The organism is Micrococcus sp. 63XJN7_8_ISO-PGPR-S23-253, assembly GCF_056173425.1.
On record NZ_CM149673.1, the window covers coordinates 20,267 to 42,920 of the forward strand.

At 73.6% G+C, this 22,654-nt stretch carries 19 protein-coding genes and 1 tRNA gene; 10 read left to right on the plus strand and 10 right to left on the minus strand.

Going from position 1 to position 22,654, the window contains the following annotated elements; genetic code table 11:
- Nucleotides 1-23: 23 nt before the first annotated feature.
- From AC0VX4_RS00100 to AC0VX4_RS00125, 6 genes are read right to left on the minus strand one after another with little or no spacing between them, the layout of a single operon-like run.
- Nucleotides 24-2,078, minus strand: coding sequence for a protein kinase domain-containing protein (locus tag AC0VX4_RS00100; protein WP_363738487.1), 2,055 nt, complete (start codon nt 2,076-2,078; stop codon nt 24-26).
- Entirely contained in the window at nt 2,075-3,520 is a 1,446-nt protein-coding gene (locus AC0VX4_RS00105) for a peptidoglycan D,D-transpeptidase FtsI family protein (protein WP_049161442.1), read from the minus strand. Before AC0VX4_RS00105 ends, AC0VX4_RS00100 begins: the two co-directional genes overlap by 4 nt.
- The gene (locus AC0VX4_RS00110; RefSeq protein ID WP_060774520.1) at nt 3,517-4,941 is read right to left on the minus strand and encodes an FtsW/RodA/SpoVE family cell cycle protein; all 1,425 of its coding nucleotides are present in this window, start codon (nt 4,939-4,941) and stop codon (nt 3,517-3,519) included. The genes AC0VX4_RS00105 and AC0VX4_RS00110 overlap by 4 nt, the downstream gene beginning before the upstream one ends.
- Entirely contained in the window at nt 4,938-6,650 is a 1,713-nt protein-coding gene (locus AC0VX4_RS00115) for a PP2C family protein-serine/threonine phosphatase (RefSeq protein ID WP_206399796.1), read from the minus strand. Before AC0VX4_RS00115 ends, AC0VX4_RS00110 begins: the two co-directional genes overlap by 4 nt.
- A 3-nt stretch (nt 6,651-6,653) precedes the next feature.
- Nucleotides 6,654-7,214: an FHA domain-containing protein FhaB/FipA gene (locus tag AC0VX4_RS00120; protein WP_020624445.1), complete on the minus strand. Its 561-nt coding sequence runs from the start codon at nt 7,212-7,214 to the stop codon at nt 6,654-6,656.
- Nucleotides 7,211-8,128 carry an FhaA domain-containing protein gene (locus AC0VX4_RS00125; RefSeq protein ID WP_060774522.1) on the minus strand — a complete coding sequence of 306 codons (918 nt, stop codon included), beginning with the start codon at nt 8,126-8,128 and terminating at the stop codon, nt 7,211-7,213. The genes AC0VX4_RS00120 and AC0VX4_RS00125 overlap by 4 nt, the downstream gene beginning before the upstream one ends.
- A gap of 250 nt (nt 8,129-8,378) precedes the next feature.
- Between AC0VX4_RS00125 and AC0VX4_RS00130 the strand changes: the two genes are divergently transcribed.
- A tRNA-Leu gene (locus AC0VX4_RS00130) sits at nt 8,379-8,462 on the plus strand.
- 74 nt (nt 8,463-8,536) lie between these two features.
- Here the strand turns inward: AC0VX4_RS00130 and AC0VX4_RS00135 are convergent.
- Nucleotides 8,537-8,887 carry a universal stress protein gene (locus AC0VX4_RS00135; RefSeq protein WP_002858206.1) on the minus strand — a complete coding sequence of 117 codons (351 nt, stop codon included), beginning with the start codon at nt 8,885-8,887 and terminating at the stop codon, nt 8,537-8,539.
- Nucleotides 8,888-9,063: 176 nt separating this feature from the next.
- On the opposite strand from AC0VX4_RS00135, the gene AC0VX4_RS00140 reads away from it, so the two are divergent.
- From AC0VX4_RS00140 to tctA, 3 genes are read left to right on the plus strand one after another with little or no spacing between them, the layout of a single operon-like run.
- A complete protein-coding gene (locus AC0VX4_RS00140; RefSeq protein ID WP_049160752.1) occupies nt 9,064-10,071 on the plus strand; it encodes a tripartite tricarboxylate transporter substrate binding protein in 1,008 nt (335 codons plus the stop codon).
- On the plus strand, nt 10,068-10,628 hold the full coding sequence (locus AC0VX4_RS00145; RefSeq protein WP_049160748.1) for a tripartite tricarboxylate transporter TctB family protein: 561 nt from the start codon (nt 10,068-10,070) through the stop codon (nt 10,626-10,628). The genes AC0VX4_RS00140 and AC0VX4_RS00145 overlap by 4 nt, the downstream gene beginning before the upstream one ends.
- A gap of 1 nt (nt 10,629) precedes the next feature.
- The gene (tctA, locus tag AC0VX4_RS00150; protein ID WP_002858211.1) at nt 10,630-12,135 is read left to right on the plus strand and encodes a tripartite tricarboxylate transporter permease TctA; all 1,506 of its coding nucleotides are present in this window, start codon (nt 10,630-10,632) and stop codon (nt 12,133-12,135) included.
- Between the two features lie 111 nt (nt 12,136-12,246).
- Here the strand turns inward: tctA and AC0VX4_RS00155 are convergent, their stop codons facing one another.
- The gene (locus AC0VX4_RS00155; RefSeq protein WP_060774525.1) at nt 12,247-13,212 is read right to left on the minus strand and encodes an HpcH/HpaI aldolase/citrate lyase family protein; all 966 of its coding nucleotides are present in this window, start codon (nt 13,210-13,212) and stop codon (nt 12,247-12,249) included.
- Between the two features lie 345 nt (nt 13,213-13,557).
- Between AC0VX4_RS00155 and AC0VX4_RS00160 the strand changes: the two genes are divergently transcribed.
- From AC0VX4_RS00160 to AC0VX4_RS00180, 5 genes are all read left to right on the plus strand, one after another.
- Complete coding sequence (locus AC0VX4_RS00160; RefSeq protein WP_475464434.1) at nt 13,558-14,838, plus strand: Glu/Leu/Phe/Val family dehydrogenase; 1,281 nt, start codon at nt 13,558-13,560, stop codon at nt 14,836-14,838.
- A 263-nt stretch (nt 14,839-15,101) separates the two neighbouring features.
- Nucleotides 15,102-15,653: a YceI family protein gene (locus AC0VX4_RS00165; RefSeq protein WP_475464435.1), complete on the plus strand. Its 552-nt coding sequence runs from the start codon at nt 15,102-15,104 to the stop codon at nt 15,651-15,653.
- A 72-nt stretch (nt 15,654-15,725) separates the two neighbouring features.
- Nucleotides 15,726-16,451 (plus strand): dienelactone hydrolase family protein, encoded by a 726-nt coding sequence (locus AC0VX4_RS00170; RefSeq protein WP_002858216.1) that lies wholly within the window; start codon nt 15,726-15,728, stop codon nt 16,449-16,451.
- A gap of 86 nt (nt 16,452-16,537) precedes the next feature.
- Entirely contained in the window at nt 16,538-17,443 is a 906-nt protein-coding gene (locus AC0VX4_RS00175) for a hypothetical protein (RefSeq protein ID WP_002858217.1), read from the plus strand.
- A gap of 52 nt (nt 17,444-17,495) precedes the next feature.
- Nucleotides 17,496-18,887, plus strand: a complete 1,392-nt coding sequence (locus AC0VX4_RS00180; protein WP_002858218.1) for an aspartate aminotransferase family protein — start codon at nt 17,496-17,498, stop codon at nt 18,885-18,887.
- 157 nt (nt 18,888-19,044) lie between these two features.
- On the opposite strand, the gene AC0VX4_RS00185 is transcribed toward AC0VX4_RS00180, so the two are convergent.
- On the minus strand, nt 19,045-20,382 hold the full coding sequence (locus tag AC0VX4_RS00185; RefSeq protein WP_002858219.1) for a uracil-xanthine permease family protein: 1,338 nt from the start codon (nt 20,380-20,382) through the stop codon (nt 19,045-19,047).
- A gap of 126 nt (nt 20,383-20,508) precedes the next feature.
- Between AC0VX4_RS00185 and AC0VX4_RS00190 the strand changes: the two genes are divergently transcribed.
- Entirely contained in the window at nt 20,509-21,429 is a 921-nt protein-coding gene (locus tag AC0VX4_RS00190; RefSeq protein WP_036335284.1) for a carbohydrate kinase family protein, read from the plus strand.
- Between the two features lie 103 nt (nt 21,430-21,532).
- Here AC0VX4_RS00190 and AC0VX4_RS00195 read toward each other — a convergent pair whose 3' ends face one another.
- On the minus strand, nt 21,533-22,609 hold the full coding sequence (locus AC0VX4_RS00195) for a malate dehydrogenase (RefSeq protein WP_036335286.1): 1,077 nt from the start codon (nt 22,607-22,609) through the stop codon (nt 21,533-21,535).
- Nucleotides 22,610-22,654: the final 45 nt, after the last annotated feature.

Below are 22,654 nucleotides of genomic sequence, written 5' to 3' on the forward strand. Positions count from 1 at the left end.
CGCGTGCTCGTCCCGCCCGCCGCTCAGGCGGAGGGCGTGGCGTCGGCGGACGAGGCCTCCGCGCCACGCGCGTCAGCGGACGGGTCGGTGGTGGGCTCGCCCGTCGGCGCCGTGGACTCCCCGGAGGACTCCGTCGTCGGATCCCCCGTGGGCGTCGTCGGCTCCTCGGACGGCTCCGGCGTGGGCTCCGGGTCGGCGGTGGCCGTCGGGGATTCGGCGGTGGGGGACGGGCTGGGCTCGTCCGAGGCCGACGGGCTCGGCTCGGCGCTCGGCTCCTCCGACGCGCTGGGCTCCGGGTCCGAGGCGGGCTGGGACGCCTCGCGGGTCGGCGCGGCGTCGGACCCGCCGGTGGCCACGATCAGCTGCACGTGCGTGTCGTAGCGGTGACGCTCACCCTCGCCGGGCACCACGCGCACCACCTCGCCGTCGGCGCCGTCGGCGGACGGGTCGTCCACCCGGTCCACGGTGAAGCCGCGGTCGCGCAGCGTCTGGATCGCGCTCTCCACGGGCTGGCCCACGAGGCCCTCCGGGATGACGCCCTCACCGGTGGAGACGGCCAGCGTGACGGTCTCACCGCGCCGCAGCGCCCCGACGGGGTTGATCTCCTCGACGGTGCCCTGCGGGCTCTGCGCGTCGCGGTCCTCCTCGCGCACCGCCAGGCCGAGGCCCTCGAGCTCGGTGCGCACCTCGCTCACGGGGCGACCCCTGTACGCCTCCGGGTCCACGCGCACGGACGACTCCTCCTGCGAGGTCGCCGGCGCCGAGCCTCCGACGCCGCGGCCACCCGTGAGCAGCGGCCACAGCAGCGCCCCCAGCAGGGCGAACACCACGAGCCCGAGCAGTGCCCACAGCGGCCAGCGGTTGGCGCGTCGCCGGCGGGCGGGCGCGGAGCCGCCCCCGGCGGGCGGGCCCGGATCCACGACGTCGCCCGGGCGGGTCTGCGGGTCGCGCACGGCGGCGATCTCGTGGTCGCGTGTGCTCGCGCTCGCGGCGGCGCCGGCCGCACCGGCCGCGCCCACGGCCGCCGCACCGGCGGCGCCGGGGCCGCGGGCGTCGTCGTCGGTGCGGGGCTGGGCCGCGGTCACCGGCAGCGCCGCGGTGGCGGGGGAGCCGTCCGTCCGGGTGCCCTCGGCGCGGGGATGGGTGGTGCGCATGCCGTCGTAGTCCAGGGGAGCGGTCTCGGCGCCCGAGGGGTCGGCCACGCCCTGCTCCTCGAGGAAGACGGCCAGGCCGGGCACGGCCTCCACGGCGCCGCGGGTGTCCTTGCGGCGCAGCGCGTCGGCGGCCTCCGAGAGCGCGGTCGCGTCCGAGGGCCGCTCCTTGGGGTCCTTCGAGAGCATGCACATGATCAGGGCGCGCACCGGGGCCGGGACGGTGTCCGGCAGGGGCGGCGGGGTGTCGTTGACCTGGGCGAGGGCGATCGCGATCTGGGACTCGCCCGTGAACGGGCGATGCCCGGCGAGGGCCTCGTAGCCGATGATGCCCAGCGAGTAGAGGTCGGAGGAGCCGGTGGCCTGCTGCCCCGTGGCCTGCTCGGGCGCGAGGTACTGGGCGGTGCCCATCACCTGGCCGGTGGCCGTGAGGGGGACCTGGTCCGCCAGGCGCGCGATGCCGAAGTCCGTCACCTTCACCCGGCCGGTGGGCGTGATCATGAGGTTGCCGGGCTTGACGTCGCGGTGCACGAGCCCCTGGGCGTGGGCCGCCGAGAGCGCGGCCGCCGTCTGCGCGATGATCCGCAGGGTCCGCTCGGGGGAGAGCACCTTCTCCTTCTCGAGGATGGAGGACAGCGGCTGGCCGGGCACGAGCTCCATGACGAGGTAGGCGGAGCCCTCCTCCTCGCCGTAGTCGTAGACGTTGGCGACGCCGGGGTGGTTCAGCAGCGCGGTGTGCTGGGCCTCCGCCCGGAAGCGGCGCAGGAAGTTGGGGTCACCCGTGTACTCCTCCTTGAGGATCTTCACGGCGGTGTTCCGGCCCAGGACCTTGTCCCGCGCCTTCCACACCTCGCCCATGCCGCCGATCGCGATGCGATCGGTCAGCTGGTACCTGCCGCCGAGGGTGATGCCCGATGTCGGCCTCATTCCGTGACCACCGCTTCCATGATTGCCTTCATGCCACTGACGATTGTCTGATGTCCAACCCCCGGCGGCTCGTCCTCCACCACGATCGTCACGGCCGCCCGAGGGTTCTCGCTCGCGTCGAAGCCGGTGATCCAGGAGTGCACGTTGCCCGTGTCTCCGACCTCGGCCGTGCCCGACTTCGCCGCGATCCGCACCGTGTCCGACTGCACGGATCCCAGGATGCCGTCCTCCACCGCCGAGACCATCATGTCCGAGACCTGCCCGGCCACCTCGGGGGTCGTGGCCCGGCCGCGCTCACGGGGGCTGAACTCCTGCACCGTGGTGAGGTCCGAACGGCGGACCGCCTTGATCAGCTGCGGCTCCATGACCACGCCGTCGTTCGCGATGCCGGCGGCCACCATGGCCATCTGCAGCGCGGTGGCCTGCACGTCCCGCTGGCCGATCGAGGACTGCGCCAGCGCGGCGTCGTCCAGGTCGGAGGGGAACACGGAGGCGGTCACGGGCAGCGGGTAGTCGAAGGAGTCGTTGAAGCCGAACCGCTCGGCGACCTCCCGGATCCGGTCCTGGCCCAGCTCGACGGCGGCCATGGCGAACGGCGTGTTGCAGGACTGCGCCAGCGCCCACGTGAGGGTCTGACGCCCCACGGTGTTGCACGGTGAGCCGTCGTAGTTGGGCAGCTCCGTGGTCGTGCCGGGCAGCGTCCACGCGGCGGGGATGTCCACCGTCCCGTCCGGGGTGTAGTCACCGGACTCGAGCATGGCCACCGCGTCGATCAGCTTGAAGGTGGAGCCGGGGGACACGAGCTGCTCCGCGGCGCGGTTGCGGTACGCGCTGGCGCCGGGGATCTGGTCGATCGCGGCCATGGCCGACTGCGCCTCGGTCGCGCTGTGCGAGGAGAGCGCGTTGGAGTCGAAGCCCGGCTTCGACACCATGGCCAGGATCTCGCCCGTCGTCGGGTCCGTGACCACGGCGGAGGCGCGCACGCCGTCCGGGAGCGCGTCGTACGCCAGACGCTGCAGCTCGGGGTCGATCGTCAGCTCCACCTGGTCGCCCTCGGGCGTGGCACCCGTGATGATCTCCATGGCGCGGTCCACGAACTGGGACGTGGGGGTGCCGGAGAGCTGCTCGTTCATGGCCGCCTCCAACCCGTCGGTGCCGTAGGTGAGCGAGTAGAAGCCCGTGAGCGGGGCGTACAGCTCGGGCTCGTGGTAGACGCGCTGGTAGTGGTACGCGTCGTCGGAGGGGACGGACTCGGCGATCGGCTCGCCGTCCACGAGGATCGGCCCGCGCGGGGCGCCGAACTCCAGGAACATCTGCCGCGAGTTCAGGGCGTGCGTCTTGAGCTGGTCCGCGGCCAGCACCTGGATGACGGACGCAGCCAGCGCGAGCACCAGGATCATGGCCGCCATGACGGTCCACGTGCGTCGGATCGCCTCGTTCACCGCTCCTCACCTCCTCCCGGGGGCACAGCGGCCGCCGGGAGCGCCGTGCCGGGGTCGAGGTGGCCGGCGCCGGGCCCGGAGGCGTTGACCATCCCGTCCACGACCACGGGACGGCGGGCGGCGTTCGAGATGCGCAGCACGAGCCCCACGATGATCCAGTTGGCCAGCAGCGACGATCCGCCGGCGGCGAGGAACGGCGTCGTGAGGCCGGTGAGCGGCAGCACGAGGGTCACGCCGCCCATCACCACGAACACCTGCCACGCCATGGTGAAGGCCAGGCCGGAGGCGAGCACCTTGCCGAACGCGTCGCGCACGCCGAGGGCGGCGCGCATCATGCGGGTGACGAGCAGGAGGTACAGGACGAGCACGGCGGCCAGGCCCACGAAGCCGAGCTCCTCGCCGATGGCCGTGAGGATCATGTCCGAGAAGGACAGCGGCACCTGGGTGGGGTTGCCCGCGCCGAGGCCGGTGCCCATCAGCCCGCCCGAGGCCATCGCGAACAGGCCCTGGACCACCTGGTAGGAGCCGCCGAAGTCGCGATGGTAGATCTCGGGGTCGAAGGCCCTCAGCCAGATCTCGAACCGGGCGGTCACGTGCGGCATGAACAGGAACGCCAGCGCCGCGCCGAAGGCGATCAGGCCCAGGCCGAGGAGGATCCAGGAGGCGCGGGACGTGGCGATGTAGAGCATCGCCATGAACATGCCGAAGAATAGCAGGGCCGAGCCCAGGTCGCGCTGGAACACGAGCACGCCGAGCGCCAGGAGCCAGCCGGCCAGCAACGGGCCGAGGTCCCGGGCGCGGGGGAAGGTCACCGGGCCCACGCGGCGGCCGGCCAGCAGGATCAGGTCGCGGTTCGCGGAGAGGTAGCCGGCGAAGAAGATGGCCAGCGTGATCTTGGCGATCTCGCCGGGCTGGAAGGTGCCGAAGCCGACGTCGATCCAGATCCGCGCCCCGTACATGCTCAGGCCCAGTCCGGGCACGAGCGGCAGGAGCAGCAGCACGCCGGACGCGGCGAGGAACAGATAGGGCCAGCGACGCAGCACCCGGTGGTCGCGCACCAGGAACACCAGGGCGGAGGCCACCAGGACGGCCAGGACGGACCACACGAGCTGCGAGGTGGGGTTGGCCATCGCGGCGTCCTGGCTCAGCCGGTGGATCATGGCCAGGCCCAGCCCGTTGAGCAGGGCGGTGATCGGCAGCATGAACGGGTCCGCGTACGGGGCGCGCAGCCGCAGGACCACGTGCAGCACGAGGGTGGCGGCGCCGAAGACGCCCAGGGGCACCCAGGCGGTGGAGTCCAACGCGGCGTCCGTGCCGATCGTGCCCAGCAGGTCCGCCCCCAGGGCGATGGCCAGGGCGGCCAGCAGCAGGACCAGTTCGATGTTCCGGCGCGGGCGCGCGGGGGAGATCACCTCGGTCACGGGGCCTCACCTCCCGTCGCGCTCGGGGACACCGCCGGGCTCGTCGGCGCGGCGGAGCCGGACGCGTCGGAGGGGCGGGCGGAGGACGACGACGGCGTCGCGCTCGGCTGGGCCCGTTCGGAGGGCTCACCGGCGGGGGCGGGGGCGTTCGGGTGCAGCGAGTCGCGCAGCTCGGCGACGATCTGCTCCGCGTGGTCCACGTCCCGGGCGGCCATGCCGGCGTTCACGCGGTCGCGTGCGTATGCGGGCAGCGCGTCCACCGGGAGGTCGGTCTGGCGGTCCACGTGGGACAGCTCGAGCGGGCCCAGCCGCTGGGAGACGCCTTTGAACACGGCGATCCGGCCGTCGTTGGCCCCCACGTAGTACTGCGTCTGGGTCCACAGGTAGCCCCACACGGCCACGGCCGCGAGGGTGAGGGCGAGCAGCGTGGTGAACACGGGGATGAACCAGCCGCGGCGGTACTGCACCGGGCGGTCGTCCTTCCCACGCCGCCGACGCGCGGCCCTGCCCTCGGAGCCGCCGGCGGGCCCGGAGGGCGCCGGGGCCGGGGTGGGGGCCGTGGTCGAGGCCTCGGCGGCCTCGTCGGACGGGTGGTCGGCAGCGGTGGCGGTCGGTGTGGCGGCGGAGGAGCCGGCGGCGACCGCGGTGCCGCTCGGCGCGGCGGGCGGGGCGGACGCGTCCGGACGCGGGGCGGCGTCGGGATCCTGCCCGTCCGTCAGGACGGCCGCGGTGCGCCGGGGACGGTTCTCCGGCACGGGCGTCTCGCCGAGCAGGGCGGCGGCGCGGCGGCGCGTGGAGCTGCGGGTGACCACGGGGATGCGATCGGTCTTCACGGCGTTGGAGGCCGCGCCGACGAGCAGGTGGGGTCGTGCGTCCAGGTCCTCGCGCAGCAGCAGGCCGGAGACCGGGCCGACCTCGGGCGGGTGGGCCGCGGCGAGGGCTTGCTCGGACAGGTGGACGTCCGGGACGGGGGCCAGCTCCTCCGCCGTGCCCTCCGCGATCTCGAACGCCACCACGGTGACGTTGTCCGGGGCACCGCCCTTGAGGGTCAGGTCCACGAGGGTGTCGACGGCCTGGTTGAGAGCCTCCGAGTCCCGCAGCACCTCGTGGATCTTCTCGGGGGAGACCACGTCCGTGAGGCCGTCCGAGCAGAACAGCCAGCGCTCTCCGGGGGCGACGGGCACCTCGAACACGTCCAGCTCGGGGGAGGCGTCCACGTCGCCGAGCACGCGCATGAGCACGTTCTTGTTCGGGTGGAACGGGGCCTCCCCGGCCTCGAGACGCCCCTCGTCCACGAGCTTCTGCACGAACGTGTGGTCCGTGGTGACCTGGGAGAACTCGCCGTCCGCGAGCCGGTAGGCCCGGGAGTCGCCGATATGCGCCATGTACAGCGTGGTCCCCGCGAGCAGGCCGGCGGTGCACGTGGTGCCCATGCCGGCGAGCTTGGGGTTGGCGTGCACCAGCTCGTTGAGGATCAGGTTGGCGTTCTGGATCTCGTCCGGCAGCACCGTGGCCGGGTCCTCGTAGCCCACCGCATCCAGCGGGGCCAGGTCCAGCACCGTGGACGCGCTCGCCACGTCGCCGCCCACGTGCCCGCCCATGCCGTCCGCGAGCACGGCCAGATGACGGCCCACGTAGGCGGAGTCGTCGTTCTTGGCACGGACGCGGCCGACGTCGGAGCGGGCGGCGTAGCGGAGGACGAGGGTCATGGGTCAGGCCTCGAGCTCCATGACGGTCTTGCCGATGCGGATGGCCGTGCCGGGGCCCACGGGCAGCGCGCGGGTGACGGGGGCGCCGTTCACGTAGGTGCCGTTCGTGGAGCCGAGGTCCTCGAGGAACCACCGGGTGCCCTGCGGGAACAGCCGGGCGTGGCGGCCGGAGGCGTAGTCGTCCACGAGCACCAGGTCGGCGTCCTGGGCGCGGCCCATCAGCAGGGGACGGCCCTCCAGAGCGATGGTCTGCCCGGCCTTCGGGCCCTCGACCACCCGCAGGGTCCGGGACAGCCGCGGGGCCGGCGTCGTCGGCGCGGATGCGGCGGGGGACGGCGTCGACGCGGGCGCGGGTCGGTCGACCGCGGACGAGCCCGCCCCGGCGACCCCGGCCGCGGGCACCGCGGTGACCAGGCCGGCGTCGCGCTGGGCCTGCTGGAGGCGCGTCTTGTTGCGCCGGCCGACCACGAGGTCACGGCCCTGCGCCATGACGATGGAGATGATCAGCACCCACAGGGCCAGCAGCAGGCCCATGCGGAGCACGGCGACGGCGAGCTCGCTCATGCGCGGCCCCCCGTCCCGCCGAAGAACAGCAGCTCGGTCTGGCCGACGGTCACCACGTCCCCGTCGCGCAGGGTGACGGAGCCGTCCACGCGGCGGCCGTTGACGAGCACGCCGTTGCGGCTGCCCAGGTCCAGGAGCGTGACCGTGGAGCCGACGGTGAGCAGGCGCAGGTGCTCGCGGGACACCGAGGAGTCCGGGATCACGAGGTCGGCACGCTCGGCCGAGCGGCCGAGGATGAGGTCGTCCCCGTCCAGGGGGAGCATGCGGCCGTCCAGCTCGAGGGCCGGGCCGGCGGGCACGGTCACGGGGCGGCCCATCACGACGGTCGGCTGGTCGGCGTGGGCGGGGGCGGCGGTCGTGGTCGGGGCGGCGGCCCGGCGGGGCGCCGGACGGGGCTCGACGCGCGGGGCGGGGGAGGGCTCGCGGGGTGGAGCCGCCGGCAGGTCCTCGACCAGTCGGTCCGGCGCCGCGGCGGTGGCTCCCGGGCCGTGGGCGGTGGCGGGCGAGGCGCCGTCGTCGTGGGGGGCCGGGGCGGTGAGCGAGCCGTCGTCCAGGCGGGTGACCACGCGCAGGTCCCCGGCGCGCACGTCCGCGTCCGGGTGGAAGGCGACCCGGACCGTGCCGGGCAGCGCATAGCCCTGGGAGTCGGCGTGGCGGATGACCTCGTCGCACAGCTCGCTGGCGAGGGTGGACCCCCACGAGCGGGCGCGCTCGAAGTCGGCGGGGGAGAAATGGACCACGTAGCTGTTGGGCGCGACCGTGTGGCCCTCGGACAGCGCGAACGACTCGTCGTCCATCGCCTGTCGCAGGGCCGAGGCGATCTCCACCGGCTTGACCGCCCGCGGACCGCCGGCCGAGAAGGCCGAGCGCACGGCCCGCTCCAGGCCGCGTTCGAGGTTGTCCAGAAGTCCCACGACGGGGCCCCTTTCCACAGTTGTCCGTCCCGATACTACGGGCCGGGCTGGGAGACCGCCGAGAACAGCGGGATTCTGCGGGGTGGAGAGCGGGTGGGAGAGGTGCCGGAGGGGGCGCGCCACGGGCGTGGCGGGGACGCGGGGGTGGGCGTCGGGGTCGATTTGCACGCCCGGGCGGGCGGGGGTTAGAGTATTCCTCGCTGCCTGTGACGGTCGCCGGATGTCCGGAGCCGAGATCAGGAAGCCGCTCGCGCGAGTGGCGGAATTGGTAGACGCGCTGGCTTCAGGTGCCAGTGTTCGCAAGGACGTGGGGGTTCAAGTCCCCCCTCGCGCACCGAGGACGAAGGCCCCGGAACCACACGGTTCCGGGGCCTTCGGCGTTCCCGGGCTGGTCCGGGCGGGCGGCCCTCACGGCTTGACGCACACCACCGGGACGCGCGCCTCGAGGATGATCTGCTGCGCGGCCGATCCCAGCAGCAGCTTGCCCACGGGGGAGCGGTGCTTCACGCCCACCACGATCCGGCTCGCACCCACGCGCTCGGCGTGCTCGAGCAGGTCGCCGACGGCGTCCCGGCCGCGCTCCTGGGCGTGCGCCACGGACACGGCGACGCCGGCCTCGCGCGACTCCGCCTCGTCCGGCTCGGTCCCGTCGAGGGAGAACCAGACCACGTCCTCTCCGCGCAGGGCCGCCTCGGCCAGGGCGGCCCGCCAGGCCGCGGCGCTCTCGGGGGTGCTGGTTCCGGTGCTGATGATCGTCATGGGGACCACTGTGCGTCATGGTCGCGGTCCCCGTCACCACCCGGACCGGTTGTCGTCGGTCACTCTTCGGACGCAGAGCGCACGCGGCCCCGCTGCGCTGTTACCGTGACCTCCACCACTCGCACCTCTCCCCGGCGCCACTCCCTGGCGGCGGGGTGTCTCTGTTAGGAACCGCCATGTCCTCCACCTCCCCCGACGGCCCCCCGCGCCGACGCACGGGGATCGGCCGGATCGTCTTCAGCGTGATCGCGGTGCTCACCGTGCTCGCGGCCTCCGCCTTCTCCGTCCGCTCGGCCTCGGGAGGCAACGACATCCGCACCAACCTGACCCTCATCGCCCCCGCGGCCGCCGGCGGCGGCTGGGACTCGTTCCAGCGCGAGCTGCAGCAGACCATGCGCGTCAACGGGCTGGTGAACAACGTCCAGGTGGTCAACATCCCCGGTGCCGGTGGCAACATCGCCCTCGGCCAGCTGACCACGCTCGAGGACGCGAACAACCTCATGGTGGGCGGCACCGGACAGATCGCCGCCCACGCGGCCCGTGGCACCGGCCCCGAGCTCTCCCAGGTCACCGCGGTCAGCCGCGTCGTCGAGGAGTACAGCCTCGTGGTGGTCCCGGCGGACTCGCCGTACCAGAGCATGGACGACCTGGTGACCGCCTGGCGCGCCGATCCCGCCCACGTGGCGTGGACCGGCGGCGGCTCCTTCGACCAGCTCGTCATGGCGGACATCGCCCGCACGGCCGACGTGCCGGTCGCGGACACCACCTACATCCCGTCCGACGGCGGCGGCGAGGCCATCCAGGCCCTGCTCAACGGCACCGCCCAGGCCTCCGCCGGCGGCTTCGCGGACATCTACCCGCAGGTCCAGGCCGGCCGACTGCGCGCCCTCGGCGTGGTGGCGGCCGAGCCGCTGGCCGGCGTCGAGGAGATCCCGACCCTGCGCTCCCAGGGCTACGACGTCACGCTCACCAACTGGCGCGCCCTGTTCGTGCCCCCGGGCGTCTCCGCGGAGGAGCGCACCGAGCTCGAGGCCCTCATCGCCGAGGCGGTGGACACCCCCGAGTGGAAGGAGGCGGTGCAGCGCAACTACTGGAACCCCGTGCCCCTCTCCGGCGCCGAACTCGAGGAGTTCATCGCCGCCGAGAAGGAGCGCATCGGCACGCTGACGGAGGAGATCAAGTGAGCCACGCATCCACCGTCCCCCCCGCCGCCGACGCCCCCTCCCGCTGGGGGCGCGCCGCCGGGCTCTCCGGACTCGTCATGCCCGCCGTGCTGGCCGCGTTCAGCCTCTACCTGCTGGTGGGGTCCCTGGCCATGGACACCGACGGCGCCGACTTCCCCGGCCCGGACTTCTTCCCGCTGATCCTCGCGGTCGCGGGCCTCGTGATCGCCGCCGCGCTCGCGGTGGAGGTCGTGCGCGTGCGCCAGGCCCCCGAGGGCCAGGCCGACGCGGACGGCGAGGTCGGCCAGGCGGCCGGCCCGCTGACCCTGTTCCACTCGGACTTCGGCGCGCTGGCCTGGTGCTTCCTCGGCTTCCTCGCGTTCGCCGTCCTGCTGCCCTGGCTGGGGTGGATCCTCGCCGGGGCGCTGCTGTTCTGGTGCGTCACGCGCGCGTTCGGCGCCCCGCACCCCGTGTTCGACATCCTCGTCGCCCTGTTCGTCTCCTCGCTGGCCTACCTCGGCTTCGCGGTGGCCCTGGGCCTGACCCTGCCCTCGGGCATCCTGGGAGGTGGCTTCTGACATGGAGACCCTCGGACTCCTCATGGAGGGCTTCGCCGGAGCCCTCACCCCCATGAACCTGCTCTGGGTGGTGCTGGGCTGTCTGCTCGGCACCGCGGTCGGCGTGATGCCCGGACTGGGCTCCTCGATGGCCGTGGCCCTGCTGCTGCCCATGACCTTCGCCCTCGAGCCCACTGCGGCGTTCATCATGTTCTCCGGCGTGTACTTCGGCGGCCTCTTCGGCGACTCCACCATGGCCATCCTCATGAACACCCCCGGCCAGGCCTCGGCCATCGCCTCCACGTTCGAGGGCCACCGCATGGCCCAGGACGGCCGGGCGGCCCAGGCCCTGGCGACGGCGGCGCTCGGCGCCTTCATCGGCGGCATGGTGGCCTCGGTGTGCGTCGTGTTCCTCGCCCCCGTCCTGGCGGAGTTCTCCACGAGCTTCGGCCCCGCGGAGTACTTCGCGCTCGCGCTCTTCGCGTTCGTGGCCACCTCCTCGGTGGTCGCCGACTCGGTGCTGCGCGGCCTGGCCTCCCTGGTGCTGGGACTGGGCATCGCCGTCGTCGGGATCGACGCGGTGACCGGCACCGAGCGCTTCACGATGGGCTCCCCGCAGCTGTTCGACGGCATCCCGCTCGTGACCGTCACGGTGGCGATCCTCGCGCTCGGCGAGGTGTTCCACGTGGCCTCCCGGGTGCGCCGCGAGCACGAGGACCTGCGCATCCGTCGCACCGGCCGGCCGTGGCTGTCGGGCGCCGAGTTCCGCGAGGCCGCCCCGGCGTGGCTGCGCGGCACGGCGATCGGCCTGCCGTTCGGCATCGTGCCGGTGGGCGGCTCCGAGGTGCCGACGTTCCTGGCGTACTCGGCCGAGCGGCGCCTGGACCGGCGCCGGGCGCATCCGCAGTTCGGCCGCGGCGCGATCCGCGGGCTGGCGGCCCCGGAGGCCGCGGGCAACTCGACCACCGGCATGGCGATGGGTGCCCTGCTCACGCTCGGCCTGCCCGTCTCCGCGACGGCGGCCATCATGCTGGCGGCGTTCCGCCAGTACGGGCTGCAGCCCGGCCCCCTGCTGTTCGACCGCAGCCCGGACCTCGTGTGGGCGCTGTTGGCGAGCTTCTTCATCGCGATGATCGTGCTGCTGGCGATCAACCTGCCGTTCGCGCAGCTGTGGGCCAAGCTCCTGCTCATCCCGAAGCACTACCTCTACGCGGGGATCACGCTGTTCTGCGGGCTGGGCATCTACGCCACCACGGGCGCGGTGTTCGACCTGCTGATGCTTCTGGGGATCGGCGTGCTGGGCTTCCTGATGCGGCGGTACGGCTACCCGCTGGCGCCGCTGATGATCGGCATGGTGCTCGGCCCGCTCGCGGAGACCAGCCTGCGCGACGCCCTGCTCAGCTCGGTGGGCGACCCGGCCGTGCTCGTCTCCACCCCCATCACGTGGGTGATCTACGGGATCCTGGCGATCGTGCTGGCGTTCTCGGTGCGGGCCGCCGTCGTGCGCCGGACGCGTCAGGACGTGTGAGCGGAGGCGGGATCCGCGCCCCCCAAGGCAACGCGGGTTGAGTTGTCACCGGTGTGCGGCCTCCGCACCCGTGACAACTCAACCCGCGTTTCTGGTGGGCGGTGGCCCCGCTCAGTAGTGGTACGTGTCCGAGGGTGCCGTGATCGCGTTGTCCTGGTCCGGATACCGCGTGGAGTGCACCCCGAACGCGGCGGCCAGCCCGAGGATCTTCTCCGCGCGGGCCTTGCGGGGCAGGTCGGAGCCGTTGCGGATCTCGCCGCCGTCGGCCTCGAAGTCCGCGAGGAACTCGTGGGCCCACGCCAGCTCCTCCTGGGACGGGCTGAGCCCTTCGTTCACGGCCGCGCACTGCTCCGGCGCGAGGCACAGCTTGCCGGTCATGCCGAACTCCGCGGTCACCGCCGTCGCCTCGGCGAGCTTCACGCCGGTGGAGCCCACGGTGGGCCCGTCGATCGCGCCCGGCAGCCCCGTGGCCTTCGCCGCGATCGTGAACTGGGACCGCGTGTACGCCAGCGCCATCGGCGACTCGCCCAGGCCGGTGTCACGGCGGAAGTCGCCGATCCCGAAGGCCAGCCGGAACGTGCCCTTCGCGGCGGCGATCGAGTCGATCCGCTGCAGCCCGCGCGCCGTCTCCACGAGCGCCACGACGGGCACCCCGGGCAGCCGTCGGGCGGTCTCGTTCACGTGGTCCGTGGACTCCACCATCGCCAGCACGACGCCGGCCAGGCCGCCCTCGGCGACCGGCCCGCCCAGGTGCGCGGGAAGGGCCGTGGCGAGCGCCTCGACGTCCTCCTCCCACCACCGCGAGCCGTAGCCGTTGAGCCGCACCCAGCCGGTGTGACCGGAGGTCAGCCACGCGACGGCGTCCGCGCGGGCCCGGTCCTTGTCCTTGGGGGCCACGGCGTCCTCGATGTCGAGGATGACGATGTCCGCGGCCGAGTCCTCGGCGGGCTGGAACCGCTCGGGCTGGGCGGCGTTGACCAGCAGCCAGGAGCGGGCGAGCTCCGGGTCGATGCGCTGGCCGGGCACGGCCTGGAACGCGGGGGAGGGGGTGATCGCGGCGGGCAGGGTCACGGTCATGAAAGGGCTCCTTCACGGGGCTGGGGCGTCGGGCCGAGGTCGCGGGCGGGGTGCCTCGCGCGGCGGACGGCCGGGGGACGGACCAGGTGGGCCCTGAGCGAGCGGCGTCGGTTCGACGCCGAAGGGCGCCGCGGGTGTGCGGCGCGTCCACAGCACAGTACACGCCGCTGTGTCCGACGTCACCCGGGTGAGCGTGGATCTCGGCTCAGAAGGGGTGACGGGTGACCGGGGAGCGCGTAGCGTTCATCGGGGTCCGGACGACGTCGGCCGCGCAATGGGGCGCGGCCCTCCGCGCGTCGGTCGGGCCGCGACACATCCCTGCCCACCGGACCACGAGGACGCTCAATGACGAGGATCCCCGCCGAGGACGAGGCCGTGACGGCCCCCTCCTCCCCGCTCGACAACGCCCTGGCCCAGCTCTCCGCCGCCGTGAAGACGCTCGGCTACGACGAGGGCCTGCACCAGATGCTCGCCGCCCCCCGCCGCGAGATGGCCGTCTCCATCCCCCTGCGCAGCGACGACGGCTCCACCGAGGTGCTCCGCGGCTACCGCGTGCAGCACAACTTCTCCCGCGGCCCGGCCAAGGGCGGGGTGCGCTTCAGCCTGGACGTGGACCTGGACGAGGTCCGCGCGCTGGCCATGTGGATGACCTGGAAGTGCGCCCTGCTGGACGTGCCCTACGGCGGCGCCAAGGGCGGGGTGACCATCGACCCGCGCCAGTACTCGAAGGCCGAGCTCGAGCGCGTGACCCGTCGCTACACCTCCGAGATCCAGCCGATCATCGGCCCCGAGGTGGACATCCCCGCCCCGGACGTGGGCACGGACGAGCAGACCATGGCCTGGATGATGGACACCTACTCGGTGAACGTCGGCCACACCACGCTCGGCGTGGTCACCGGCAAGCCCGTCTCGCTCGGCGGCTCGCTGGGCCGCGCCTCCGCCACCTCGGCGGGCGTGGTCCACGTGGCGCTCGCCGCGCTCGAGCACCTCGGCATCGAGCCGTCGCGGGCGACGGCGGCGGTCCAGGGCTTCGGCAAGGTCGGCGCCGGCACGGTCGAGCTGCTCGAGGCGGCCGGCGTGAAGGTCGTGGCCGTGTCGGACCAGTACGGCGCCGTGCGCGACGACGAGGGCCTGCACTACGACGCCCTGCAGAGGCAGCTCTGGGACACCGGCTCCGTGAAGGACACCCCCGGCACCGCGTCCATGGACGCGGACGAGCTGCTCGAGATGGACGTGGACCTCGTGGTCCCGGCCGCCGTGCAGTCCGTGCTGACCGAGGAGAACGCCCCGCGCGTGCGCGCCCGGCTGGTGGTGGAGGGCGCCAACGGCCCCACCACGGGCGAGGCCGACCGCATCCTCGCGGAGAAGGGCGTCCTGGTCGTCCCGGACATCCTGGCCAACGCCGGCGGCGTGATCGTCTCCTACTTCGAGTGGGTCCAGGCGAACCAGGCCTACTGGTGGAGCCGTGAGGAGGTGGACGAGCGCCTGAAGCAGCGCATGGTCGCCGCGTGGCAGGCCGTGCTGGCCACCTCCGAGAGCCGCCGCGTGAGCCTGCGCGAGGCCGCCACCCTGACCGCCGTGCAGCGCGTGGCCGAGGCCCACCGCACTCGCGGCCTCTACCCGTGACGGGGGGCGGCCCCGCCGCCTGACCCCGCGCCGACGGCCCGGAACCCCCACAGGTTCCGGGCCGTCGTCGTGGGTGGGCGCGGCCCGATGGGCCCCCGCGGCCCGTGACGTCCGTCTCTCTTTCGAATTTTGACGACCAGGCATGGACAACCCGCCCGGATGATGTTTAAATTTGAAACAAGTTCGGAGGCCACGGAGCCCTCGCCCCCCGCGGCGGCCCACCCCGGACACACCAGACAGATCCGCTTCAGAAGGAGCACCCCATGAACGCCATCACCACCGGAACCTGGAATCTCGACGCTGCCCACTCGGACGTCGACTTCGTCGTCCGCCACGCGGGCATCTCCAAGGTGCGCGGCACCTTCCACGCCGTGGAGGGCCAGCTCGTCATCACCGAGCAGTTCACCCAGTCCTCCGTCGACGTGACCGTCGACGTCGCCTCCATCAGCACCAAGAACGAGGGCCGCGACGCCCACCTGCGCTCCGCCGACTTCTTCGACGTGGAGCAGTTCCCCACCATGACCTTCCGCTCCACCGAGGTCCGCGGCGAGCCCGAGGAGTTCACCCTGGTCGGCGAGCTGACGCTGCACGGCGTCACCCAGACCGTGGAGCTCGAGGCCGAGTTCGGCGGCCAGGACAAGGATCCCTTCGGCGCGACCCGCGTGGGCTTCGAGGCCACCGGCGAGATCTCCCGCAAGGACTTCGGCCTGACCTGGAACGCGGCCACCGAGGCCGGCGGCGTCCTGGTCTCGGACAAGGTGAAGCTCGAGATCGGCGCCGCCTTCGTGCTGCCCGAGGCCGACGCCCAGGCCTGAGCCTGAGTCGACCTCGCGCGTCGAGACCGGGTCCCTCGATGAGGGGCCCGGTCTCCTCGTAGGGTGGGGCCCATGATGGCTTCGAAGACCCCGCACCAGAACGTCACGTTCGACCTGCCCACCAAGGACGCCGGCCAGGACGGCGACCGGACGGGCCACGGCTACCTCGCGCTGCCCGCCTCCGGGAAGGGTCCCGGCGTGATCGTGATCCAGGAGTGGTGGGGCCTGGTGGACCACATCAAGGATGTGTGCGACCGCCTCGCCGACCTCGGCTTCGTCGCGCTCGCCCCCGACCTCTACGGCGGCTGGATCGCCCACGACGGCGACGAGGCCGGCGAGATGATGCAGAACCTGCCCGCCGAGGAGGGCGCCCGTCAGCTCGCCGGCGCCGTCGACTGGCTCCTGGCCCGGGACGAGGTGACCTCGCAGACCGTGGGCGCGATCGGCTTCTGCATGGGCGGCGGCTTCGTGCTCGCCCTCGCAGCCCAGCAGGGGGACAAGGTCTCCGCCGCCGTGCCCTTCTACGGCGTGGGCCAGGGCGTGCCCGGCGACTTCTCCGGCGTCACCGCCGCCGTCCAGGGCCACTACGCCGAACAGGACGACTCCTTCCCCGTCGAGGACGCGCGGAGGCAGGAGCAGCAGATCCGCGAGGAGTCCGGGGCCGACGTCGAGTACTTCTACTACGACGCCCCGCACGCCTTCCACAACGACGAGAACCCCCAGGGCAACCACCGGCCCGAGGCCGCGGCCCTCGCCTGGGACCGCGCGGTCTCCTTCCTGAAGGAGAAGGTCCGCTGAGCGGCTCCCGTGGCGGCCGGGGCGGGAAGTCCCGCGCGAGCAGGGGCGGCCCCGCCCGGTCCACCCGCTCCGGCGGCGGGCGCGGCGTGGCCAAGGGCGTGAAGCCCGCGGGCCGCGCCGGAGGTGAGGGCCGGCGTCGTCCCGCGCCCGCGCCACCGGCCGACCTGCCCGTCCCGCCTGAGACCCTCTTCCTGGCCACCATCCCCGGGGCCACGCCGTCCACGTGGGTGGAGCGGTTCACCACCCGCCAGCGCACGGTGCAGCTCGTCAACCACGACGACGCCGCCCAGCTGGCCCACCTCGCCCACGACGACGCCGGTCAGCCCCGCCACTTCCTGCCGCAGCTGGGCTACGTGCGGCGCCGCCGCGACGTGCCCGCCGAGGAGTTCCTGCGCGCCGGCGGCGTCGACCCGCGGCACGTGCACCTCGTGGGCGTGTACTCCGAGCTGCCGGTGGTGTGCGTGGGCAGGGACCACCTGCTCGCCGCGTGGGACGTGGACGCGGACGGCCCGGTGTCGCCCGCCGAGCTCGACCCGGACGAGGAGCTGGATCCCGCCCGCTTCGCCCCGGCCCCCAGCGCGGAGCCGATGGACGCCGCCGAGCTGCCCGGCGCGGGCGAGCGGATGGCCCTGGAGATCGCCGCGTCCGGCGCCGGCCACGTCGTGCTGCCGATGTCCGTGGCCCGCATGTTCGGCCGCAAGGACGTGATCGTGCTGCCGCTGGCCTCCACCCTCGACGACACCGTGGGCCTGTCCCGCGCCGACCGCGAGGCCGCCGCCACGCGGTCCGCGCTCGCGGACGAGCAGGCGCGGACCGAGGCGGAGGCGGGCGCCGCCGTCGTCGACGGGCCGGATTCCGCGGGTCAGGGCGACGACGACGCCCGCCACCCCGGCTGGGACGTCGCCCTGGCCTGGCTCAAGGCGGTCGACTCGGAGCTCGTGCAGGCGTTCGTGGGGGTGGCGCGCGGGCGAAGGGGCGCCAGCTCGCGCTGAGGGCAGGCCTGCCTATGCTCGGAATGACCCGCATCACACTCAAGGAGGGCGCATGTCCGAGCATCAGCAGCACGTCGGTCGCCGGGACCCCCGGATCAGCGACGAGGCCATCGAGCGGGGCCGCCGCGCCCACGAGCTCGACCGCGCGCACGTGTTCCACTCGTGGAGCGCGCAGCGCGACCTGAATCCCATGACCATCCTCGACGCCGAGGGGTCGTGGGTGTGGGACGGCGAGGGTCGGCCCATGGTCGACTTCAGCGGGCAGCTCGTCTTCACGAACGTCGGCCACCGCCACCCGAAGATCGTGGCCGCGATCCGCGAGCAGGCCGAGACGCTGGCCACCGTGGCCCCGCAGCACGTCAACGACGCCCGGTCCGAGGCGGCCCGGCTGATCACGGAGCGGCTGCCGGAATCCATCAACCACGTGTTCTTCACGAACGCGGGCGCGGAGGCCAACGAGCACGCGGTGCGGATGGCGCGCCTGCACACGGGCCGGCACAAGGTGCTCTCCGCGTACCTCTCGTACCACGGCGCCACGCGCCTGACGGCGAACCTGACCGGCTCCCTGCGGCGCGTGGGCTCGGACTCGGCCTCCGACGGCGTCGTGCACTTCCAGCCCGCGTACACGTACCGCTCCGCTTTCGGCTCGGAGAGCGACGAGCAGGAGGCCGAGCGCGCGCTGGCCCACCTGCGCGACGTGATCGAGCTCGAGGGCCCCTCCACCGTGGCCGCCGTGGTCCTCGAGGCCGTCCCCGGCACCGCGGGCATCTTCCTGCCGCCGCCGGGCTACATGGCCGGCGTCGGGGAGCTGTGCCGCGAGCACGGGATCCTGCTGATCATCGACGAGGTCATGGTCGGCTTCGGCCGCGTGGGCGAGTGGTTCGGCCATCAGCTCACGGGCGTCACCCCGGACATCGTCACGTTCGCCAAGGGGGTCAACTCCGGGTACGTGCCGCTGGGCGGCGTCGCCATGAGCGACGACGTCTACGAGAGCTTCGCGACCACGCCCTACCCCGGCGGCCTGACCTACTCGGGCCACCCCCTCGCGTGCGCGGCCGCCGTCGCCGCGATCACCGCGATGGAGGAGGAGGGCATGGTCGCCCACGCGAAGCGGATCGGCGGTCAGATCATCGGGCCGCGCCTGGCCGAGATCGCCGCGGCCCATCCGAGCGTGGGCGATGTGCGCGGCGCCGGCGCGTTCTGGGCCGTCGAGCTGGTGAAGGACCGGCAGACCCGGGAGCGGCTGGCCCCGCTCGGTCAGGTCGCGCCCGTGATGGGGCGGATGATGGCCGAGGCCAAGGACCGGGGGCTGCTGCTGTTCATGGCCGAGAACCGGTTCCACCTGTGCCCGCCGCTGAACATCTCGGACGAGGACCTGCGCTTCGGCCTCGACGTGCTCGACCAGGTCCTCACCCTCGCCGACGAGGAGGTCGCGGCCGGCTGACGGGCACTGCCCCCAGCCCCGCCTCGCCCCGCCCCCGCCCCGCGCAGCCCAGCCCAGCCCAGCGCTTTCGAACGTGAAATGGGGGTTCTCAGCGCTTTCGGTCGTGAGATTGGCCCTATCTCACGACCGAAAGGGCGCGGCGGGTCGGGGTCGGGGGTCAGCCGAGTCGCCCGGCCTCCGAGGCCTCGAACTGCTCCTCGTCCTCGGGCACCGGCTCGGTGCCGCGGGCGCGGGCGATCGCCGTCATGAGGTGGTACACCACCAGGGCGGCGACCGTGCCGAGCGTGATGCCGCCGAAGACGAGCCCGCCCACCACGAGCTGGGGGTCGGCGATCGCGATGATCAGGCCCGCACCCGCCGTCATGAGGTTCACGGTGTTGGAGAAGTCCACGCGGTTCTGCACCCAGATGCGCACGCCCATCATGCCGATCATCCCGTAGAGGATGATGCCCGCGCCGCCGGCCACCCCGGCCGGGATGGTGGCGACGGCGGCCCCGAACTTCGGCAGGAACGCGAGGGCGATCGCGGTGAGGCCGGCCACCCAATACGCCGCGGTCGAGTAGACGCGCGAGCTGGCCATCACGCCGATGTTCTCCGCATACGTGGTGGTGCCGACGCCGCCGCCCGCGCCGGAGAGCATGGTGGACAGGCCGTCCGCGATGAGGGCACGGCCGGTGAGCGGGTCCAGGTCGCGCTTGGTCATCAGCCCGACGGTCCTGACATGGCCGATGTTCTCCGCGACCAGCACGAGCACCACGGGCAGGAACAGGGGCAGCAGGTCCCAGCGCAGCTCCGGGCCGTGGAAGGGCGGCAGCCCGATCCAGGCGGCCTCCCCGACGGCGGCGAAGTCCACCTGGCCCTGCGCGAGGGCCAGCAGGTAGCCCACCACGATGCCCACGAGGATGGACAGGCGGCCCAGGAGTCCCCGGAACGCCACCGCCGTGAGCACCACCGCCAGGGCCGTGCCGAACGTGGTGACGGGCACCTCCTGCATGGCCGTCGTCGTGGCGCCGGCGAGGTTGAGGCCGATCAGGGCCACGATCGTGCCCATCACCGCCGGCGGCATGAGCGCGTGGATCCAGCCGGTGCCGGCGCGGTGCACGATCGCGCCGATCACCGTGAGCAGCAGGCCCGTCACGAGGATGCCGCCGAGCGCGGCCCCCGTGCCGCCGATCGTGGCGGCGGCCGTCAGCGGTGCGATGAACGCGAACGAGCTGCCCAGGTACGAGGGCAGGCGGTTGCCCGTGATGACCAGGAAGAGCAGGGTGCCGAGGCCGGAGAAGAGCAGCGCCGTCGTCGCGGGCATGCCGGTCAGGGCGGGCACGAGCACGGTGGCGCCGAACATGGCCATCACGTGCTGCACGCCGATGCCCACGGTCCGCGGCCAGCTCAGCCGCTCGTCCGGGGCGACGACGGTGCCCGGGGTGATGGTGCGGCCGTCGCCGTGGAGGCGCCAGCCGGGGCCGCGTGAGGGCCGGGTGGGGGTGGGGGACATGGCCGCCTGCCGAGGGGTCGGGGATGGGGGTGTCGGGCGTTTCTCGGGGGCCTGGAAGCCTGCGCACAGCCCCGGTTCCGCGCCGGTGATTAGGGTACCGTGGGGCGCGTGGCTCAGTACTGTGGTGTGATCGGAGAGGCGCTCGTCGACGTCGTGGTCTCGGACACCGCGACCCCCCGCGTGCACGTCGGTGGCAGCCCCCTGAACGTGGCCGTGGGCCTGAGCCGGCTGGAGCGGCCCGTCCTGTTCGCCGGCCGCCTCGGCCGCGATGCGCACGGGGACATGATCGCCTCGCACCTGCGGGAGAACGGCGTGCGCTGCCTGCTCGGGCCGGATGCCGCAGCCACCTCCGTGGCCACCGCCCGCCTGGACCCCACGGGTGCCGCCAGCTATGAGTTCGAGCTGGACTGGACGCTGCCGCCCGCCGCCGCGCTCGCCCGGGACTTCGACGACGCCGCCGGCGGCCCCCTGCACCACATGCATGCCGGTTCCATCGCCACCATGCTCGCCCCCGGCGACGCCGAGGTGATGGCCCTGCTCGAGCGGATCTCCGCGGTCACGACCATCAGCTACGACCCCAACGTGCGGCCCACGATCGTGCCGGACCGGGCGTTCGCCCGCGCCCGCGCGGAGGAGTCCGTGCGGCTGGCGGACGTGGTGCACGCCTCGGACGAGGACATCGCGTGGCTGTACCCGGACCGCCCGCTGCGCGAGTCGCTGCAGGCGTGGCAGCAGATGGGCCCGGCGTTCGTGGTGATGACCCGCGGCGCCGAGGACATCGTGGCCGTCACCGCGCACGGCGTGGTGGAGCGCCCGATCGTGCCCGTGGACGTCGCGGACACCGTGGGCGCCGGTGACTCGTTCACCGCCGCCCTGCTCGCCGCCCTCGACGACCGCTCCCTGCTGGGCGCCGCGAACCGCGGCCGCCTGCACGCGATGGACCCGGCCGACGTCGAGTCGGTGCTGATCTACGCCTCCCGCGCGTCGGCGATCACGGCCTCCCGCCCGGGCGCGGACCCGCCCACGCGGGCCGAGTTGGCGGACTGATCCCACGCTCGCCCGTCCCCGCACGAATCTGTTGCGCATCTGACCCTTCCGGCGGGTGGGGACGCTCCCAGAAGGGTCGGAGACGCAGAAGATCCCGGCCGCCTCAGAGCAGGCCCAGCCCTCGCACGGCGTCGCGCTCGGCCTCCAGCTCGGCGACGGTCGCGGCCAGCCGCCCGCCCTCACCCGGCAGCACGGACTCGTCCGGCTCCAGCCCCGGCACGATCCGCCACGCGGTGCCGCCGTCGGAGGTCACGGGGAACGAGCTGATCAGCCCCTCCGGCACCCCGTAGGAGCCGTCCGAGACCACCGCGGCCGACGTCCGGCGCGGCGCACCGTCCGCGTCCACACCGGTGCCGAGGGTCCAGTCGCGCAGGTGATCGATCGCCGCGGACGCCGCCGACGCCGCCGAGCTCGCCCCGCGCACCTCGATGATCTCCGCGCCCCGCTTCGCCACGCGCGGCACGAACTCCTCGCCCGCCCACACCGGGTCCACCACCTCGAGCGCCGGCTGCCACGTCCCGTCCACCCGCACGCGGGCATGGGTGAGGTCCGGGAACTGGGTCGCGGAGTGGTTGCCCCAGATCGTCACGCCGGCCACGTCCGTCACCGCGACGCCGGCCCGCGCCGCCAGCTGCGCCACGGCCCGGTTGTGGTCCAGCCGGGTCAGCGCCGTGAAGCGCTCGGCCGGCACGTCCGGGGCGTGCGCGGCGGCGATCAGCGCGTTGGTGTTGGCCGGGTTCCCGACGACGACGACCCGCACGTCCTGCGCCGCGTGGTCGTTGATCGCCCGGCCCTGCGGCCCGAAGATCCCGCCGTTCGCCTCGAGCAGGTCGCCGCGCTCCATGCCCTTCGTGCGCGGCCGCGCGCCGACGAGCAGCGCGTGCCGGACCCCGTCGAAGGCGCGGGCCGGGTCGTCCGTGACCTCCACGTCGGCCAGCAGCGGGAAGGCCGCGTCAGCGAGCTCCATGGCGGTGCCCTCCGCGACGCCCCGGGCGGCCGGGATCTCGAGCAGGCGCAGCCGGACCGGGGTGTCCGGGCCGAGCATCCCGCCGGCGGCGATGCGGAAGAGCAGCGCGTAGCCGATGTTGCCTGCGGCGCCGGTGACAGTGACCGTGCGGGGCGTCGTGGACGCGGGGTCCGGGGCGGTGTCCTGTGCGGTGGTCTGCTGTGCGGTGTCCACGCCCCCATCGTGCCCCTGCTCGCCCGCGGAGGACACCCCGGCCCG